The organism is Streptomyces sp. NPDC007189 (assembly GCF_040703635.1).
Classification (GTDB): Bacteria; Actinomycetota; Actinomycetes; order Streptomycetales; family Streptomycetaceae; genus Streptomyces.
The window spans coordinates 1-17,765 of the sequence record NZ_JBEYEY010000046.1 but is presented as its reverse complement, the minus strand read 5'-3'; the positions used below and the strand labels follow the sequence as shown (position 1 = coordinate 17,765).

Below are 17,765 nucleotides of genomic sequence, written 5' to 3'. Positions count from 1 at the left end.
TCGAGGCCGGCGCCGACGACTACATGACCAAACCCTTCGACATCCCGGAACTGCTGGTCCGCGTCCGAGCGCTGCTGCGCCGGGCCACTGTCGCGGCCGCACCGCGCGAGGTCGTCCTCGATCCGGCGAAGCACGTGGTGACCTACGATTCGGTAAGCATGAGCCTGACCCCGACCGAGTTCCGGCTGCTGGGCCGCCTGATCGCCTCGCAGGGCGACGCGGTACGCCGCCACGCCCTCATCGCAGCCGGCTGGCCGCACGGAGCGCAGGTCAGCGACAACACCCTCGACTCCTATGTGCGCAGGCTGCGGACCAAGCTCGATCCGCTGGGTGTGGCCGAGCGTCTGGCGACCGTCCGCGGCGTGGGCTACCGATGGCAGTGACGGGATTCCGTAAGCGGGTCGTCGCACTCACCGTGCTGGTCGCCACCGCCGTGGTGGCGATACTCGTCGTGGTCTCGCACGTGCTGCTGAGCCGGGTAACGGACGCCGACGCGCGCGATCTGGCGCGTACCCGCGCCGAGGCGGTCACGGCGAACGTCACCGCCAAAGGCGGCCGTGTCGTGCTCACGGAGAACAGCAGCGAGGCGCTCGACGAGGTCGCCTGGGTATATGCCGACGGTCACCTGATCGACGGGAATGTGCCGGCAAGCATGGTCGAGCGCGTCGAGGCGCTGGCGGACTCGGGCCGATCGCAGACCGCGTCGTTCGGCGATTACCTCCTGTACGCCCGCAAGGTCCCGATCGACGGCCACCACGTCATGGTGATCGTCCGGGTGGACCTCACGCCCTACGAGACATCCGAGCAGCGCAGCCTGACTTTGTCGCTGATACTGGGCGGCCTCGCAATCCTCCTCGCCGGCGGTGTCGCACACCTCGTGGTACACCGCGCGCTGCGGGTCGTGCACGAGATGGCCGCCCTCGCCGACGACTGGGGCCATCACGAACCCGGGCGCCGCTTCAACCTCGGAATCCCCCGCGACGAGTTCGGGGAACTGGGGCGGACCCTGGACCACCTCCTGGAGCGCGTCGACAACGCGCTGGCGGACGAGCGCCGGCTCACCGATGAGATCGCCCACGAACTGCGGACACCGCTCACGGTCCTGCGGGCCGAGGCGCAGCTGGCGCAGCTTTCCGGCGAGCCGGTGCCGCCGGAGGCGGTGCTGAGCGAGGTCGACCGCCTCGATGCGGCGATCAGGACGATTCTGCACGCCGCGCGCGCACGGACGGACGAGGGGACCCGGTGCGATCTGCGCTCCGCCGCGCGGCAGGCGATCGCCGGCCGCGCGGTCGAAGTTGCCTTTCCCGGGAAGGTCGAGGTCGCCGTGGCGGCCGACGTCGCCGTGTCGCTGCTGTCGCCCCTGCTGGAGAACGGCCTGCGGCACGCGCGGTCACGTGTGTGGATCACCGCGCGCATCCAGGGTGAGGTAATCGTGGTCGATGTCCTGGATGACGGCCCCGGGTTCCATCCCGCGGAGGTCGACCGGGTCTTCGAAGCGGGTGTGACCGGCAGCGGCGGTTACGGTCTGGGACTGCCGGTGGTCCGGCGCATCGCCGCCTCGGCCGGCGTGGAGGTCCGCGCGATCGCGGACGGCCGCGGTCACGTCGAGGTGAGACTCCCGGCCGCGTTTGCGGCCACGTAGTCAGGTTGCTTGCAGGTTCCCCCCGTAAACCTCCCTGCATGACAACCACAACGGAAGCACGCACGCGCAGCGGGCGCCTCATGCTCAACAAGGTCCCCGAGGTCACCATCTGGTTCTGGGTGATCAAGATCCTGTGCACCACCGTGGGTGAGAGCTTCGCCGACTGGATCAACATGAAGCTGGGCGTCGGCCTGGTGAACACGGCCTGGATCTTCACCGCGGTGTTCGTGGTGGTCCTGGCCATCCAGTTGCGGCTGAAGCGGTACGTCCCGTTCCCCTACTGGCTGACCGTGGTCGTTGTCAGCGTCACGGGCACGCTGTACACCGACATCCTGACCGACCAGCTCAACGTGCCGCTGTGGATCAGCTCCGCCGTGTTCTCGGTCCTGCTCGCGGTGGTCTTCGGCGTGTGGTGGCTGCGCGAGCGCACCCTCTCGATCCACTCGGTCACGACGCTGCCGCGTGAGTCGTTCTACTGGCTCGCCGTGCTCGTCACCTTCGCGCTCGGCACCGCGACCGGCGACTGGACCCTCGAGCTCACCGGCTGGAGCCCGGGAGTCTCGGTCCTGCTGCCGCTCGGCCTCATCGCGGCGATCACGCTGCTGTGGAAGTTCGGCGCGAACCCGGTGCTGTCCTTCTGGCTCGCCTACATCCTGACCCGCCCGCTGGGCGCCAACATCGGCGACTGGCTCGCCTCCCCCAAGGTCGCCCAGAACCCGGGCGACCCGACCGGTCTTGCGCTGGGCACGTTCACCACCAGCCTGATCTTCCTCGGCCTGATCCTGGCGACCGTCGTCTACCTGACGGTGACGCGCTCGGACGTGACCGAGACCCACGAGGCGACCCACGCCGCACCGGCCACCAGCAACCCGCGCAAGGAGCGCACCGCGCTTGCCGGCTTCGGACTGCTCGCCGTCGCCACCGCGGCCCTGCTGGTCTGGGCCCACGGCCAGCCGCACGTCGGCCCAGCGCCGGAGACCGACAACACCTCCGCCGTCCAGATGGCTCCCGGCCAGGCGGTGAAGAAGTTCCCGCCCGCCAAGGTCGCCGCGCTGAAGACCCTCGCCTCCACCTCGCTCAAGGACGCACGCTCGGGGAACGCAACCGGCGCGCACGCGGCCGCCCAGTCGCTGCGTGACCTGTGGGACGCCGACCAGGCCTCGCTGCAGCCGCTGGACCAGACCGGCTGGACCTCCATCGACGCCCAGATGGACAAGGTGCTCAAGACCTTCGGCATCGACCACTCGAACCCGCCGATGTCGCCGGCGCAGCAGGAGAAGGAACTGAACGCCCTCCTGACGGACATGGGCTGACAGACCGCACCGCGCCCGGCCGGACCACCCGGCCGACAGGCTCTGTGTGCCGGGCTGCGCTGAGAACCGCGCGGCCTCTGCACACGACAGCGAGCCGCAGGCCCGGGCCGCCTGTGACGGCCCGGGCATGTCAGCAGACTCCCGTGGGGGCGTTCGAAGCTGGCGGCAAAGGCTTCGACCGCCGCGCTGTGGCCCCAGGCAGGTCAGTCGCGGCGGCGGATGCGCCAGAAACAGACGCCGGTGCCCCCTCAGACCCGGGCACTGCACGCCTACCTGCGCCAGCGCAACACCACGGCTCGCACAGGTCAGCAACGCGCAACCGTCCATCCCAGCGGGTCGCGGTGCCACCTGGTCTCTTCCGGGACAACTGACCAGCTCGACGACGTCGCGGAGCTTGCCAAGCCGTTGATGTTGGAGGCGCCCTTGCGGGAGATCACCGGCAGGATGCGGCGCCTGCGTGGATGGCCCGGCTTCCGGCGACGGGCGGAATGCCGTCGACCAGTGCCAGGGTCTGGTTGACGTCGTTGACATTGGCCGCAGTGGTGATGACCTTGAACGGGGTGCCGTGAAAGGCGGCCCCGGGAGGACACGGCCTTGAATTCCGGGGCCGCAGACCAGCCGTGACCCCCCCTCGCCGTTCACCGCGGCCCTCACCACACCATGCCCTGCGGCCAAGACTTCCCCCCGGGCGGGGAGCTGCTGCACAGCCTGCTATCCGAGGCTGAGTCCGCTCCCTGCCTGATCGGCATGCCAGCCGTCCGACGACCCCTGCCACCATCACCGACCGTGATGGCAGTGGGCTGATGTAGTGACAAAAGGTAAGGGAAAGGTAAGGGGAGTTGGCGGGGGGAACGTGGCTCTGCCTGCGCTTTTGCCCGAAGCGATAGAAGTTTCAACAGCTCCCGGGCCCGTTTCGACATGCCGCTCAACCGCGCTCGGGCCAGCCTGGATCCGCGAGCCGCCCCAGGTGGCCGACTCGCTCCCAGGGGGGACTCCGACGAAAAGCAGGAGACCCACAATGAGCTTCACCCGAAGCCGCCGCGCCCGTGCGCTCGCCGCCGGTGCCCTGTCCGCCGCCATGCTGTCGACCGGTACAGCCGGAGCCGTCGCCGCGACCGGGACGCCGACCCCTACACCCTCCATGACGCGCACCGGCATGCCGAGCATGAAGCCGTCGCGGGCGGCGGCCGCCATCGGCTCGATCACCGTCTCGGCCAACCGCAAGACCGTCAAGGTAGGCAACACCGTGGTGTTCACCGGCCGGGTCAAAGGCATCAAGGCCGGCTCCACGCTGATGCTCCAGCACTTGCACAACGGCAAGTGGACCACGCTCAGGACCACCGCGGCCGTCAACAAGAACGGCACCTACACGATCAAGCGGACGTTCACCAACAAGGGCACCGAGCAGGTGCGGGTAGCGGCCAAGTCCGGCACGTTCCACTCCTCGCCCGTCACCGTCCAGGTCAGCTGACGGCGCACTGACGCAGATCAGCAACCGCTCGCAGCCGCTTTCGGCCGGGCAGCGGGGCCGGGCAGGCATCATCTTGCCCAGCCCCGCCGTCGCGTCAGCCGAAGCCGAATCCGTCCGATGCGGTGCAGGAGCGGGGCCAGCGTGCGGGTCCTTGCCCGCGACGGTGCGTCGTGTTCGGCCTGGCCGGCCGTATGCGTGGCGCCCCGCAGCAAGCGGCGCGGAGGGAGCGCCACGAACACTGTCGTCAGGCTACCCCAGCAGCCGGATCGGGAATGACAGTGAACTCCTGTTGGCACGCGGCCAGGAGGTCCTGTGGGTGCTGCAGGTGGCAGTCGAGGAGGCCGGCGCCGGCGCCAGATCAAGCACACCATCCCGGAGCCAGCCAACCAGAAGGCCAACCGCCGACGCCGCGGAAGCAGCGGCGGGAGACCCACCGGCTTTGACCGTGGGCGGTATGCCCGCCGCAATGAAGTGGAACGAACGATCAACACGCTCAAGGCATTCCGCGCTGTGGCGATGCGGTTCGACAAGCGGGCGTACGTCTTTCACGGCACCGTCACCGTCGCAGCGATCCGGCTGTGGCTTCGGTCATGACCCTTGAGGGCAGTGTTCAGTTCTGCCAGAGGAACGCGGCCTCACCACAGGGTTGGCAGCTGAAGAGGTAGCCGCGGCCCCCGCCGCCGAAGTTCGCCTTGATGGCGAAGTCGTGGCCCTCTTCGAGCTCGGCCGTGAACGCCATGCGGTTGGCGCAGGTCGGACAGTCGGGGGTCTCGTCGTCCTGGATCCAGTCGGGTTCACCGCCCAGCCGTCCCAGCACCGGCTGTTCAGTCGGCGTGTCAGCGGGATGGCCTCGTAGAGCGGTGACCGCGCCGAGCAATGTCGTGCCCTCGGCGGGGACAGCGGCTGGGGAGAGGTCGCCGTTGAACAGGAAGGCGCAGTTGGCACTGGCCGTGGCATCCCAGTCGTCACACAGGCCGGGGTCGTTCTGGCAGACGAACACCGAGAACACGCCGGTGCAGAGCGGAAGATTGGCGAGGAACTGCATGCTCCCACCGCATTCACGGCATCCCGGCCAGACGAACTCATCCGGTACCAGTGGGACACCACCGGTACGCAGCACGGGCGCGTCAGCGGCGGGTTCTCCGTCGTAGATCAACAGCATGGCTACAGCCTAGGGCTGGCACTGCAGCCAGAAGACAAGGGACTGGGTTCCAAACATGACCCGTCGAACAGGCCCTAGTCGTAGGCGTAGGTGTTGCCGTCGGGGTCGGTCTCCGCGTTGCGGTTGCCGTAGGCGTCGTAACCGTAGGTGGTCTTGCGGGTCGCGGCGTCGGTGACCGCGGCGAGCTGGTCGTAGGCGTTGTACGACCAGGTGGTGGTGCGGGTCGCTCGCTCAGCCAGACCGTCCGGGCCGTCGCACCTCCACTCGCCTCCCTGCTCTACGTCCAGTTCTCCGCCGTCGGCGCCCTCATCGTCATGGCCGCCGCATCCGCCCCCCTCCTCTTCGCCCACCGCACACCCCACACCGACCCCCGCACCGGGACTCCGGGCGAAGGCAAGATGCCCGAACGGCTGGGGACGGCGGCGATCCTCCGGCTCACCTGGCCCACCACCCTGCTGTCAGCCGCGATCAAGTTCCTCATCGCCACCGTCGACGTCCTCCTGTCGGCCCGGCTGGACGACGTGGGCTCCTCCCCCTGCGCTGGCCGGCCCGGTCATGGCCGCCTTCGCCGTCGCCAGCGTGGCCGCCGGCCTCGCTCACGGAAGCCGACGCCGGCCCGGAAGCCCGCCCGGCCAGACTCTCTCGGGCACGCATGGGCCTCAACCAGCCTTGGGCGTGGGCTGGTTGAGGCCACGAACGTGCAGCGTTCCGGTCCCGGCGCGGCGTGCGGTCAGCTGCCGGCTACGGCAGGGTGGCTCCCTCCGCGCTCAGCGCCGCGGGCACGGGCTGGAAGAAGGTCTCACCGCCGGACGTGCAGTCACCGCTGCCGCCCGAGGTCAGACCGATCGCCGCGTCGGAGTCGAAGAGCGCGCCGCCGCTGTCGCCGGGCTCGGCACAAACATCGGTGTCGATGAGCCCGGAGACGGAGCCCTCCTGGTAGTTGACGGTCGCGTCGAGCCCGTTGACCGTGCCGCTGTGGACCCCTGAGGTGCTGCCGCTGCGCGTGACCGTTTCGCCCACGTACGCGTCGGCGGCGTGCGTGATCTGCTGGCTGCTCCCGTCGTAGAGGTCGACGGCGCTGGGGTGGTCGCTGCCGGCGTCGTCGTACTGGACCAGGGCGTAGTCGGTGCCGGGGAACTGCGAGTCGACGGTCTCGCCGACCTCTGCGCCGCCCTGTGAGTCGGACCACGTCGAGGAGGCGTTGCCGCAGTGTCCGGCGGTGAGGAAGTACGGCGCGCCGTTCACGGTCACGTTGAAGCCGAGGGAGCAGCGCACAGTGCTGCCCCAGATGGCGTCGCCGCCCGCGAGGAACGGCTTGAACGCGGAGGCGGCCCGGCGTACGACCAGCTTGTCACCGAGAGAGCCGACCACGGTGTTCAGCCGGGCGCGCTCGGCCCCGGTGACCGTGGGGTCGACGGTCACGACCACCTTGTCCTGACGAGGGTCGATCGACCAGGCGGTGCCCGCGATCCGGGCTCGCCGGGTCAGCGTGCCGATGGCTCCTCGGAGTTGGGGGGTGGAGTAGCGCACGGTTCTCGGCACAGCGCCGGCGGCGCGGACCGAGCCGGCCGCGGACGGGTCGGTGATGTTCACGACGAAGCGGTGAGCCGCGGCGTCGTAGTAGGAACCGGCGGCACGGTCGCCCAGCCGTGCGACGAGGACCGCTGCGGACGCGGCGCGGGCCGCGGCCGGGGCCGCCTGCACACCGACGGGGGCCGCCGCGGCCGGGCCGGCCCCGGGGAGCAGGGCCGCGCCGACGGTGAGGACGGTGGCGCTCGCTCCGGTGAGCGCGCGGGTGGTCAGGCCTGTTCGGCGTTGTGTCATGTGGAGCCTCCAGTGGGGGTTGCCCCGCCCACTCGTCGAGCCGGGGCCGGAGGGATGAGAGGCACGGGGCGTCCCGGCCTTCACCGAGCCCGGTCGTGCCCATGCCAAGCGCCGACGAGTATTGCGAGGCGTTCGCGCCACAACAAGGAGAGGTTTCGGCCGGGTGTCCGCGACGACGGACCGGCGGGCGCGGTTGCCGTCCCCGCACCCGAACACTGCCTCGGCACGCAACGTTCACACACGGTGCGGAATCACCCCGCTGCGGTTCACGCTCGGTTCGCCCAGGGCTGGCCGGTACCCGACTACCGCGTCCGGAACCCGGAGTATGCATCCTCCATTTGGAACACTCTTGGGCCACTGATGACCTGGCCCACAAGAGGCGACGACCCCGAATCCAAGGACGGGCTCCGGTTCCTCGAAGAAACCACTCCGCTGGCGACCTGCCGTGGTCACCGGGAGGACACAGGGGTACCGCAGTCGTAGAGGGTGAAGCTTCCGTCGGTGCGGCGGCCGTAGGCGGTGGGCCGGATGCGGGTGCAGTGGGACCTCACCCAGGTGGTGGCGGGAGTGGTGGGGCGCTGGGTGGTGAGCAGGGCGTAGCGCAGCTGGTGGGTGGCGACGAGCCTGCCGAGCTGTTGGGTGGTGGGGAACGGGGTGCTGCCGGTGAAGCCGCCCATGACGAGGACGGGTTCGGACTTCGCGCGCAGCAGGGGCTCGGCGCTGTAGGCGGCTTGGGTGGCGAGCAGGTATTTTTCGCTGCGGCGGTGCGTGGTGAGGTAGTCGAGCAGGGCGGTGTCGCGGGCGCTGGGCCGGTCGAGTCCTACCCGCTTGGGAGCGTGGTGGACGCCGTACGCTTTGCCGACCGGACCGGTCATCGGCGAGGTGGCGGCGCCCGCGTAGAGCGGGTCGAGGCTGGAGACGGCCCAGCCTGCCGGTACGACCAGCATGGCGGCGATCCCGGCGGCGAGGGCGGCGTGGACCATCCGCGGGGAGGTGCGCGGCCCGCGGGTCCACAGGCCCGCCACGCCGCACAGCGCGAGCATCACGGCGATCGGCAGCAGCCGTGAGAGGAACCGGGTCGGCCAGTCCAGTACCAGCGCCCACGCCACCGTCAGCACGATCGCCGCCGGCAGTGCCATGTGCCGCTGGCTGCCCGTCTCGTGCCCCGTCTCGTGCACCGGCTTGTGCCGGGCCTCGTACTCCGATCGGAACAGCGCGAGGCCGCCGCCGGTCAGCGCGGCGAGTGCCGGGGCGATGACAGCCGTGTAGTAGGCGTGGTTGCCGTTGGAGGAGCTGAACACCAGGGCGTGTACGGCCAGCCAGCCGCTCCACAGCAGGAATCCCGTGCGCAGCGGGTCCGTTCGCGGTTGTCCGGCGCGCCGGACGACGCCCAGGACCGTGGCGAGCAGGGCGAGCGGCAGGAACCAGGCGATCTGCGGGCCGACGGTGTGGTTGATCAGCATGCTCCAGCCTGTGTTGCCGGTGGTGCGGCTGGCGGTGGTGCCCGCGACGGCGCCGAAGGCGGTGGAGTCGCTGCTGAAGCGGCTCAGGCCGTTGTAGCCGAAGACCAGGGTGAACGGGTCGTTGTTGGATGTGCCGTCGAGGTAGGGGCGGTTCGCGGCCGGTGTCGCCCAGGTGATGAGCACCCAGGAGCAGGAGACCGTCAGGGCGACCGCGCCGGCCAGCAGGACACGCAGTCCTCGGTTGACCCTGGTGCCGGGCGCGGCGAGTTGGTAGACGGCGGCGAAGACGGGCAGGACCAGCCATGCTTGCAGCATCTTGGTCTGGAAGGCGAGCCCGACCCAGGCCCCGCAGGTGAGCAGGGGCAGCAGCCGCTCGGTGCGCACCGCCTTCTGCAGTGCCCCGGCGGCCGCGACCAGCAGCAGGGTGAGCGCGGTGTCGGGGATGGTAGCGCGCGTGAGGACGACGGTGACGGGGGTGAGGGTGAGTGTCAGGGCGGCGATCAGCGCGGCGAAGGGGCCGGCCCAGGCTCGTACGATCCGGTGGAGCAGCCATACGGTGAGTACGCCCTCCACGACCTGCGGAAGCGCGGCCGCCCAGGTGTGCGGGCCGAAGAGCCAGACGGTGGCGGCGTCGGGCCAGAAGGCGCCGGGCAGCTTGTCGATGGTGATCGAGGCGCTCGCGTCGAGTCCGCCGAAGAAGAAGGCCCGCCAGTTGTCGGCCATCGAACGTATCGCCGCGCCGTAGAAGGGGTGGAGCGCGGCGTGCCCGATGCCCCAGGAGTACAGCACCGCGGCGACGACCAGCACCGCGGCGAGCGCCGGGCGTTCCCAGTACGGGCCGTCTCCCGGTCGGTCGAAGCGGCGCCCGGCCGACCGGCGGCCTCGGTGCATGCCGGTGGGTTGGACGGCGGGAAAAGCGGGCATGGCGGTGGTCCTCGTATCGGCAGTCAGGTGAGGCTTCGGTGCGGGGCGGCGGGATCACAGACGGCGCGCCGCCCGGAAGCCGCGGGCGTAGAAGTCGGTGCCGTCGAGCAGCGAGCGGCCCGACAGGTCGCCCAGGGTGGGGCCGTTGGCGGCGGAGCGGCTGGAGTAGAAGCGGTGCCGGCCCTGGTCGTCGAGGCCCATGTACATGCCGCAGTGGTCGATGAAGTTCGGCCGGTCCTTGATAATGGCGAAGAAGACCAGATCGCCCGGTTGCAGGGCGCTGAGGTCGGTGGGTTGTTGATGGGTGTCGGGGATCACCAGGCGTCCGGGGCCGTAGGCGGCGATGGCGAAGGCACGGCGCGGCAGTCCGACGCCCCGGGAGTTGCTGTTGTGCAGGGGGATGCCCATGCGGTAGCCCCACACCAGGCGCTGGAAGCCGGAGCAGTCGACGTCGCCGTAGCGGGCCTTTTCCGGCTGCACGCGCGTGCCGTCCGGGAAGGTCCAGGGAATGCCCAGATAGTCGTAGAAGTCGGACTGTTCGGCATGGTAGGCGAAGTCCAGAGGATTGTTGACCTTGGCGTTGCGCGGGCCGAAGTGAGCGGTGCCCGCGTAGCGCACGCCGGCGGCGTTGTGCTTGTCGGGCGCTCCGGCGCTGGAGTACTCGAACGCCACCGCGAAGACGTCCGGGCTGGAGTCGGCGAGTGTCCTGCCGAACCAGCTGGTGAACCAGGCGGACTTCTCCATGCCCTGCTGCCACGGGTGCGGCAGGACCCTCACCCAGGCGTTGGTGGTCACCGTGGCCTGGGTGGTCCGCGGCTCGCTGAAGGTGCGGTCGGGGCCGGTGAGTACGGCCGTTCGGGCGCCGTCGGTGAACGTGGCGAGTGTGCCGCCGTCGGCGGCGCGGACCACGGTGCGGGGCGGGTCGGACAGCCGCTCGAAGGTGTGGGGCCCGGTGGGCCGAGCGCTCGGGTGGGCGTCCCTGCCGTCGGCGGCGGTGCCGCCGCGGTCGCCGCTGCCGTGGCCGAGGCGGTCCCAGGCGTATCCGCCCGCCACCCCGGCTGCCGTCACGCCCGCGATCGCCCCGAGCAGGGCACGGCGCGTCGGGCGGCTGCGCCTGCCGGTGGGTTCGAAGTGCATGGCCGATCCTCCTGGACGTGCGAGGTGAGAGTGTGGTGGACAGGTCAGCCGGTGGGCAGGAGGCCGACCAGCAGACCGGAGACCAGCACCACGTACGTGGCGAGCGTCACTGCTGTGGTCGAGATGAGCGTGGCCGCCATCGGCTGGCGGAGCATCTGGTAGGAGACCAGGCCGGGGACGATGAAGCCGAGGGTCTGTGACGTGTACAGGAGCGGGAACTCGTGGCTGAGCGCCAGCATCACGGTGGTCTGCGTCAGCACCGCGCACAGCACCACGGCGGCGAACAGCCGCTTGCCGTAGAGGATTACCGTGCGCTGCACGAGCTTCGTCATGACGTACGTGAGTGCGGCCACCCCGACCATCAGGGCGGCCATCTGCATGTCGGTGATGAGCGTGAGGGCGATCCAGCCCGGGGTGATCATTCCCCCCGGGGACAGGTTGGTGGTCAGGTAGCACACGAGCGAGAGGATCAGCCCCAGGGCGATCCCGAGCGCGGCGGTCTGTGCGGTGAGGTGGGCGGGGATCACGGGTTCCTCGTGGACGGGGACGGATCGTGGGAGTGGTGCGGCTCGCCTGGGGCGCTTTCGCCGGCCGGCCGGCCCTGGCGGGCGACGAACCGGTGGGCGAGTTGACGCTGGTCCGGGATGTGGAAGCCGTACGCCGGTGTCTCCAGCGGTGCAACCCAGCTGTAGGGCTCCGGCTCGGGCGGCCGGGCCACAGCGAGCCGCGGGCGAGGCACCGCGATCTGCATGGTTTCCTGGTCCAGGCCGTCACCGCCGGGAACGGCGTCGAGCGGGTCCTCCGAGTCGTCCAGGGGCAGTTCGGCGAGGCGTTCCAGGAACAGCTCGCCCTGGCCGTGGATGTTGCCGATCGCCACCAGGGAGGAGGCCGGGCCGAGTTCCGCGAGCACCGCCGCGGTCAGTTCCCCGGGGTCCCGGCGGTCGCCACCGAGATCCACCACGCGCCCGGTGAAGCCGGCGGGAATCGCATCGCGGGCACTCTTGGTCGGATGGCCGATCAGGAACACGATCGCGGCAGCGAGTTCGGGGATGATCGCGCCCATCTGGCCGTTGCGCTCCACCCGGTCCGGGCGGCAGTTGATGACCACGTTCAGCGGCCGTCGGATCGCGCCGAGGTCCTCCAGCTGCTTGACGTTCATCAGCGTCGACTCCGGATCGTTGGCCGCGAAGACGTTGGCGAACCGCAGCCGCTTGCCCTCCGGGGTGACGTAGCGCTCCACCGACAGCACGCCCGGGTCGGGCGGTGCGTCCCACATGCCCTGCATCGCGGACTGCCGGTCCACGCCGAGCAGTTCAGCGACGGCCAGGGCGATCGCCACGTTCTCCTTGAAGGTGAACCAGCTGAAGCCGCGCAGTTCCTCGTCGGTGACCGTCTTGGGATCGGCGTAGAGGAGTGTGCAGTTCCGGGCGTCGGCCTCCTCCTTGAGGATGTGGAAGCGGTCCTTCTCCGCCGTCACGCACACCCCGCCCACGGGCATCGAGCGGGAGAGCGAGCGTGCGACGTCGTCCAGCGTCGGCCCCATCTCCTCCAGATGGTCCTCGCGGACATTGCACAGCACGCCGATCGTGGAACGGATCAGCTTCTCCTGGTTGATCTCCTGCAGCGCGGGCATCACCGCCATGCACTCGATCACCAGCGCGTCCGGCCGGTACGTCGCCGCCCGCCGCACGATGCCGATCTGTTCGACGATGTTGGACAGGCCGAACTTGCGGTACACCGGTTCCTCGGTGGCATCCGGATGGATGAACCGGGCCGCGGTGCCGGTGGTCTTGGCCACCGTGACCAGGCCGCCGCCGCGCAGCGCGCCCGCGCACAGCCGGGTGATCGAACTCTTGCCGCGGATGCCGTTGACCAGCACGCGCGTGGGTATCTGCTCCAGTGAGGCGAAGTGCCGCCGCTGCTCCACGATTCCGGCGATCCACAGCGCGGCGGAGCACAGCAGGACGATGACATAGAGGAAGAGCACCGGGTTTTCCGCCCTTCTACCGCTGGAGGGTGGTCGCGCGCGGGGCCCGCGAGGGCCTGGTGGCGTGGCCGGATCTGGCCGCCCGGTCGCGTTCCGCCAGGGCCTGCCGGATCAGCTCCAGGCTGCGGGTGACGGAGCCGATCTCGTCGTGGTTGACCGGGTGCAGCACGGTGCGGCGGTCTCCGCCGGCGAGCCGCTCGACCAGTACGGCGACCGCACGCAGCGGCCGGATCACCACGACATGCAGCCAGCCCAGGCAGGCTGCGCCCAGAGCGAGGCCGAGGATCCCGGCGAGCATGGTGCGCTGCTCGGCCTGCACCGCGGGGATCTGGAGCGCCGCCGCTGGCTCCGCAGTCACCACGTGCCAGCCGAGGCGGACCGTCGGGCCGCTCTGCGCCAGCGGCGCGGCGGCGTCGACCGACGGCCCCGAGGACGTGCGGTGAACCGCCGAGTTCGCGGTGCCCGCGGTCCCCGGGGCGCCCTGGACGGCGCGGACGAGACGGGTCAGGCCGGAGTCAGGCAGCGACTGGAAGGCGCGGTAGCCCACGCTCGCCGCCAGCACCCTGTCGTCGCCGTCCGTCACCCAGACGCTGCCCAGCTTCGGCCTCGGCAGGATGGAGTTGAGCGCCTTCACATCGATCTCGCCCAACAGGACCACCCCGGCCGCGGGAGCCTTGCCCCGCACGGCCCGGACCTGGGCGTAGGCGGCGATCGCCGGGATCCGGCCCGAGGTGTTGACCGTGGTGATCCCGCCGCCGACGGGCACGTGGACCAGGGTGCGCAGCGGTACCTCGCCCACCCGCAGCGTGATGCCGCCCGAGCGGCCCAGGAGATACAGAGAGCGGTACTGCTTGTGGTCGGCGAGGGCGTGTCGCAGAACCCGGGTCTGAGCGGCGCGGCTGAGGCCCGGCAGCCCTGCGGCCACGTCGCTCAGGTCGGTGTACGACTGGTCGAGGGACTGCCGGATCCGGTTCGCCGCGAGCTCGGTGCGCGCCTGATGGGCGGCGAGGACCGGAGCCGGAACCGCGGTCGCGGCATCCGCCCGGTTCAAAAGGAAGATCATGGGTACTGCCCAGCAGGCCACGACCAGCAAGCCGGCCACGGCGAGCGCCCGGCAGCCCGGTCCGCGCCGGGCCGGGAGCTCCTCGGGGCCGCTCTGGCCGAGCAGTTGCCGGCGCAGTGACTCCAGTGCCCGCCCGATCCGGGCCAGTTCCCCGAAGCCGTGCACCGGAACCGGCCGGTACAGTCCCTCCAGCGAGGTCGGCTCGTCCTCGGTCGCGCCCCGGGACAGGCGGCCGGCGGACAGATACAACCGAAGCAGTGGCCGCTGCACCATGAAGTGCAGCGCCAGCCCCAGCAGCAGCGAGACTCCGGCCAGCGCCGCGGCGGCTTCGAGCGCGAAGCGCGAGTAGTCGGCGGTGCTGGTCGTGACGGGCACCGCGCGGGAGGTGAGCACCACCAGACCGAGGCCGTCGGTGTCGCCCGGACCGGTCGTCGAGGCGACCTGGGCCCAGCCCGCCACCGTACGCAGGCTGCCCGTGGCGGTGCCCAGCAGGCTTCCCGCAGCGTCGGCGCCACGCCCCGACTCCATCGCCGCACGGGCCGCCGCCGCGGGTAAACCGCTGCCGGCGGCCGCCGGCGATGCCGCGCCACGGGCTGTGGTGGCGAGCACCGCGCCGCTCGCGTCCAGCACTGCGGCGACGCGTCCGTCGCCATACGTCCTCAGGGCGGGGAGCGTCTCGGAGACCACCAGCAGCCACTGCCGCTGGGTCCGGCTCGATGCCTGGTACTGGTCCTGGTTGGCGTCCTCCTGCTGCGCGGACAGCACGACCCTGGCGAAGTACAGCAGTTGCCGCGCGCCGCCCGACGTCACCAGCCGGGGCCGGATCCTCCCGTGCCCCGACGCCGCCTTGAGGACGTCCGCCCCGGCCAGTGGCACCGGCTTGCCGCCGGTCGCCAGCAGTCTGCCGGTGCGCCGGTCGAGCAGCGCACTCCCGAGAATCGTCTTCCTGGAAGAGGTCAGCGCTTTGAGTGCGGTCGTGGTCGTCGATGTGCTCGTCGCCGGGTAGGCGGCGGCCGTACGGCGCAGCTTGCTCGCCTCGACGTCGATCGTGGTGCGCACCGACACCGCGGTGTCCGCGGCGATCTGCTGCTCGTCGTTCAGCACGGCCTGCGGCACCTGACCGACGTGGACGCCGTCGAGGCCGATCACCGTCAGGGCGGCGACCACCAGCAAAAGCACGACGAGCGAGGCGATCGGCGGGCGCACCCCGCCCAGCATCGGCATGTCGGCGCGACGACGGATACGGCGCCGGCGCGGCGCTCGGGGTGCGGGGGGCAGAAGTCGATCCTTCCTCAACTGGCGCCGAGCGCCTCGGTGTTCGATGGAGCGAACACGCTAGCCCCGTATGATCACATAACCATCACATTTCCGTGAGTCGTGCGTATGAACAGGAGCATCGGGTGATGGTCGGCGCCACGGCACCGTCCGGCACGCGGCATGGCCTCCGCCCGCTCACAGGACGCCGCATACACCCCGTGATGATCTTCAGCGCAGGAACGGGCCACTTGGGCCGGTGACGCAGGATAAGGCCAGGGAGCAGGACGGGCGGTCCAGGCGGTGCCCAGGCCGGCGGTCCACGACCGGCACCAGCTCGCCGCCGACGGCGGTGAACCGGGTACGCAGCTGCGCGTGCCGGTCCGCGATCCCGGACAGCGACCGCTCCAGCTGACTGGTGTCCAGCGGCCGCATCCGCAGCGCCAATGGGAGCATCGGTCGGGAGTTCCAGATCCGCCTGGGAATCCAGCGGCGAGCGGCAGCACACGGTGACCGGTCACGGCGACGGCCGGGACAGCGGCGGCAACCCGCCTACGACGCGGCGGCCGGGCGGCGGGAACGGCACGGCGGCAGTGGAAAGGCGGGATCGACGTCGAACGCGCCGGCCGGCACCAGACAGCCGCCTACGGACTCGCACAGGGCCGCTTGGCAAGAACACCGTAAGAACACCGGCCAGATGAGCCTGCTTGGGGCTTTCGTGGCCCGCTGTTCAAGTTCACGCCGCCGCGGATACATCGATGGCGCATACGCCTAAAGGCGCCACTCCCCCGCGTGAATGACGACTGGAGCCACCACACGTGAACCGCCGTTCCATACAACTCGCGGCCATCCTCGGCACCGCAGTGACCCTCGCCGGAGGCTCCCTCGCCGCGGCGTCGGAGCTGACCAACCATTCCGCAGCGACCGAGAAGGCCGCCGCCAAACACGTCCTTCTGCTGTCCGTCGACGGACTGCACCAGTCCGACCTGGCCTGGTACATCGCACAGCACCCCGGCTCGGCACTGGCCCACCTGGTGCACGGCGGCGTGCAGTACACCAACGCACGTACCACCACGCCCTCCGACTCCTTCCCCGGCATGACCGCCCAGGTCACCGGCGGTGGCCCGGGCATCACCGGCGTGTACTACGACGACACGTACAACCACGCCCTGCTCCCAGCCGGCACCACCGACTGCAGGACCGCCAAGCCCGGCGCCGAGGTGGACCTCACTGAGGACCTCGACAAGAACAAGGCCTCCATCGACGCCGGCCAGGGCCTCAGGGGTCTGCCCGGCAGCATCCTGCAGATGACCGGCAACGCCGCGAGCCTCATCGACGCGAGCAAGCTGCCGGTCGACCCCACTACCTGCAAGCCGGTCTACCCGCACTCCTACCTGCAGGTGAACACCGTCTTCAACGTGGCCCGCAAGGCGCACCTGCGCACCGCCTGGTCGGACAAGCACATCGCCTACGACATCCTCAACGGCCCCTCCGGCGACGGCATCCAGGACCAGTTCTCCCCAGAGATCAACAGCGACGCCAACGGCTACCAGGCCGGTGGCGACTGGACCACCGACAACAAGGCGACCGAGCAGTACGACGGGTACAAGGTCAGGGCCGTCCTGAACGAGATCGACGGCTACGACCACTCCGGCGCCCACAAGGTCGGCACCCCGGCCATCTTCGGCATGAACTTCCAGTCGGTCTCCACCGCCCAGAAGCTCCCCGCCTCCGACGGCCTCAAGGGCGGCTACGTGGCCAAGGGCGTCCCCGGACCGCTGCTGCGGAAGAACCTCGACTTCGTCAACACCGAAGTGGGCGCGATGGTCAAGGAGATCCACGCCAAGGGCCTGGCCTCCAGCACCGACATCATCCTGTCCTCCAAGCACGGCCAGTCGCCGACCGACCCCACGACCCTGACCCGCATCGACGACGGCCCGCTACTCGACGGCCTCAACGCCGCCTGGAAGGCCGCCCACCCGGGCACCGGTTACCTCGTCGCGCACTCCGTCGACGACGACGGCATGCTGCTGTGGCTGAACGACCGCTCCCAGGCGGCCACTTCGTTCGCCAAGAAGTACCTGCTCGCCCAGAGCGGCGAGGGCAACGACATCAACGGCAACGCCAAGGCGTTCACCACCAGCGGTCTGGCCAAGGTGTACGCGGGCAAGGACGCCGCCGCCTACTTCGGCGTCAAGCCCGGTGACGCCCGAGTGCCGGACCTGTTCGGCATCGCCAAGTACGGCGTGGTCTACACCGGCGGTCAGAAGAAGATCGCCGAGCACGGCGGCGCCCACGCCGACGACCTGAACGTTCCGCTCGTGATCTCGGGCGCGGGCACCAAGGCGGGCGTGACCAAGGCCGGCCAGGTCGAAACCGCCCAGATCGCGCCGACCATCCTGACTCTCCTGGGCCTGGACCCGCAGAGTCTGCAGGCCGTGCAGAAGGACCACACCAAGTCGCTGCCGATCCGCTAACCGCCTGCCGACGACCCCGAGCGGGCCGCACGCCGTACGGCGTGCGGC

At 70.4% G+C, this 17,765-nt stretch carries 13 protein-coding genes and 2 pseudogenes; 6 read left to right on the top strand and 9 right to left on the bottom strand.

The window, feature by feature from the left end:
• The 3 genes from AB0950_RS39515 to AB0950_RS39505 form a co-directional block, all read left to right on the top strand.
• On the top strand, positions 1–383 hold a 383-nt coding region (locus AB0950_RS39515), incomplete at its 5' end, for a response regulator transcription factor (protein ID WP_366780703.1).
• 32 nt (positions 384–415) lie between these two features.
• Positions 416–1,642, top strand: a complete 1,227-nt coding sequence (locus tag AB0950_RS39510; protein ID WP_360162611.1) for a HAMP domain-containing sensor histidine kinase — start codon at positions 416–418, stop codon at positions 1,640–1,642.
• Between the two features lie 38 nt (positions 1,643–1,680).
• Positions 1,681–2,955 carry a hypothetical protein gene (locus tag AB0950_RS39505; protein WP_360162609.1) on the top strand — a complete coding sequence of 425 codons (1,275 nt, stop codon included), beginning with the start codon at positions 1,681–1,683 and terminating at the stop codon, positions 2,953–2,955.
• A 466-nt stretch (positions 2,956–3,421) separates the two neighbouring features.
• Here the strand turns inward: AB0950_RS39505 and AB0950_RS39500 are convergent.
• A pseudogene (locus AB0950_RS39500) lies at positions 3,422–3,520 on the bottom strand (IS5/IS1182 family transposase); the annotation flags it as partial.
• Positions 3,521–3,973: 453 nt separating this feature from the next.
• Between AB0950_RS39500 and AB0950_RS39495 the strand changes: the two are divergent.
• Together AB0950_RS39495 and AB0950_RS39490 are read left to right on the top strand one after the other, a co-directional pair.
• Entirely contained in the window at positions 3,974–4,426 is a 453-nt protein-coding gene (locus AB0950_RS39495; protein WP_360162607.1) for a hypothetical protein, read from the top strand.
• 345 nt (positions 4,427–4,771) lie between these two features.
• Positions 4,772–5,020, top strand: a pseudogene (locus tag AB0950_RS39490) (transposase); the annotation flags it as partial.
• 16 nt (positions 5,021–5,036) lie between these two features.
• On the opposite strand, the gene AB0950_RS39485 reads toward AB0950_RS39490, so the two are convergent.
• The 8 genes from AB0950_RS39485 to AB0950_RS39450 form a co-directional block, all read right to left on the bottom strand.
• Positions 5,037–5,588, bottom strand: coding sequence for a hypothetical protein (locus AB0950_RS39485; RefSeq protein ID WP_360162605.1), 552 nt, complete (start codon positions 5,586–5,588; stop codon positions 5,037–5,039).
• Positions 5,589–5,662: 74 nt separating this feature from the next.
• Complete coding sequence (locus tag AB0950_RS39480; protein ID WP_360162603.1) at positions 5,663–5,938, bottom strand: RHS repeat domain-containing protein; 276 nt, start codon at positions 5,936–5,938, stop codon at positions 5,663–5,665.
• Between the two features lie 391 nt (positions 5,939–6,329).
• A complete protein-coding gene (locus AB0950_RS39475; protein WP_366780702.1) occupies positions 6,330–7,412 on the bottom strand; it encodes a S1 family peptidase in 1,083 nt (360 codons plus the stop codon).
• A gap of 449 nt (positions 7,413–7,861) precedes the next feature.
• Entirely contained in the window at positions 7,862–9,799 is a 1,938-nt protein-coding gene (locus AB0950_RS39470) for a glycosyltransferase family 39 protein (RefSeq protein WP_366780701.1), read from the bottom strand.
• Between the two features lie 54 nt (positions 9,800–9,853).
• A complete protein-coding gene (locus tag AB0950_RS39465; RefSeq protein WP_366780700.1) occupies positions 9,854–10,936 on the bottom strand; it encodes an NlpC/P60 family protein in 1,083 nt (360 codons plus the stop codon).
• Positions 10,937–10,980: 44 nt separating this feature from the next.
• Positions 10,981–11,463: a poly-gamma-glutamate biosynthesis protein PgsC/CapC gene (locus tag AB0950_RS39460; protein WP_360162595.1), complete on the bottom strand. Its 483-nt coding sequence runs from the start codon at positions 11,461–11,463 to the stop codon at positions 10,981–10,983.
• Positions 11,460–12,923, bottom strand: coding sequence for a poly-gamma-glutamate synthase PgsB (pgsB, locus tag AB0950_RS39455; protein WP_366780699.1), 1,464 nt, complete (start codon positions 12,921–12,923; stop codon positions 11,460–11,462). The genes AB0950_RS39460 and pgsB overlap by 4 nt, the downstream gene beginning before the upstream one ends.
• Positions 12,924–12,939: 16 nt before the next feature.
• Positions 12,940–15,210 carry a HAMP domain-containing protein gene (locus tag AB0950_RS39450; RefSeq protein ID WP_366780698.1) on the bottom strand — a complete coding sequence of 757 codons (2,271 nt, stop codon included), beginning with the start codon at positions 15,208–15,210 and terminating at the stop codon, positions 12,940–12,942.
• An 848-nt stretch (positions 15,211–16,058) separates the two neighbouring features.
• On the opposite strand from AB0950_RS39450, the gene AB0950_RS39445 reads away from it, so the two are divergent.
• A complete protein-coding gene (locus AB0950_RS39445) occupies positions 16,059–17,717 on the top strand; it encodes an alkaline phosphatase family protein (RefSeq protein ID WP_360162587.1) in 1,659 nt (552 codons plus the stop codon).
• Positions 17,718–17,765 lie beyond the last annotated feature (48 nt).

What these genes read in the sequence shown, in the direction of transcription:
- AB0950_RS39465 (WP_366780700.1), bottom strand. Translation starts at nt 10,936, where the DNA reads ATGCACTTCGAACCCACCGGCAGGCGCAGCCGCCCGACGCGCCGTGCC.
- AB0950_RS39505 (WP_360162609.1), top strand. Translation starts at nt 1,681, where the DNA reads ATGACAACCACAACGGAAGCACGCACGCGCAGCGGGCGCCTCATGCTC.
- AB0950_RS39470 (WP_366780701.1), bottom strand. Translation starts at nt 9,799, where the DNA reads ATGCCCGCTTTTCCCGCCGTCCAACCCACCGGCATGCACCGAGGCCGC.
- AB0950_RS39450 (WP_366780698.1), bottom strand. Translation starts at nt 15,210, where the DNA reads ATGCCGATGCTGGGCGGGGTGCGCCCGCCGATCGCCTCGCTCGTCGTG.
- AB0950_RS39495 (WP_360162607.1), top strand. Translation starts at nt 3,974, where the DNA reads ATGAGCTTCACCCGAAGCCGCCGCGCCCGTGCGCTCGCCGCCGGTGCC.
- AB0950_RS39485 (WP_360162605.1), bottom strand. Translation starts at nt 5,588, where the DNA reads ATGCTGTTGATCTACGACGGAGAACCCGCCGCTGACGCGCCCGTGCTG.
- AB0950_RS39475 (WP_366780702.1), bottom strand. Translation starts at nt 7,412, where the DNA reads ATGACACAACGCCGAACAGGCCTGACCACCCGCGCGCTCACCGGAGCG.